The sequence below is a fragment of the Flammeovirga aprica JL-4 genome, from assembly GCF_012844305.1.
Lineage (GTDB): Bacteria > Bacteroidota > Bacteroidia > Cytophagales > Flammeovirgaceae > Flammeovirga > Flammeovirga aprica.
Genome location: NZ_JABANE010000351.1, coordinates 1 through 723 on the forward strand (window position 1 = coordinate 1; position 723 = coordinate 723).

Sequence of the window (723 nt, forward strand, 5' to 3'; positions counted from 1 at the left end):
ATGCCCTGCCACCTTATCCAAGTGATAAATATGACCATAATCTAGCTGATTATTTGTTTCAGGTGATCCGTTCAATACTATAATATTTCGTTCATTGGCAAACCTCAACAAGCCCTTCACATTGGTAGAATGCAATTTTCCGATTTCATCCATAATGATATGCAATTGGAATTCTTTAAACTTCCTCGAAGCACCTTCTTTAAAGACATTCAACAACATGATATTCAACATGGCTTTTACCAAAATATCTGTTCCTTCAGAACCTACATTTTTCAGTTTCTCAATCCAACCCGTATCATTACCGTTTTCTTCTATTCTAAATAAAATATGAATGGTGTCTGACAGTAACAATTTCCCCGTTTTCGATTTTCCTATTTCATCTTTCAGGTACTTCAACAGCTTAACGGCATTCCTATTGATTTTATTCAAATCTTTGTTTTGAGTAAAAAGATTCGCTACACCCAAAGAACTATTATTCTCTTCCTGAAACTCCTTGATTCTCTTCAAAACACTGATAATTGGATTTCTACTTTCCTCCAATTTCAGCTCAATGTTGGTGACTGCACTAACAAAGTTTTTCAGTTTAAAGTCCTTATTGATCTTTTTAATGACTTGATCTATCTCAGCCGTTTTCTTTAAAAGGTCTTGTGTTTCTGTACCGAAAATATTGATGATATTGGCAAATCGTTCATTAAATATCTTCTCTATCTCTGCAATTTTATC

The 723-nt window shown here is 33.6% G+C and carries 1 protein-coding gene; it reads right to left on the reverse strand.

All coding sequences use genetic code 11. The features are described from left to right. Positions 1 to 723 (reverse strand): ATP-binding protein (locus tag HHU12_RS34315; RefSeq protein WP_169661203.1); only part of this gene is annotated, 723 nt, incomplete at both ends.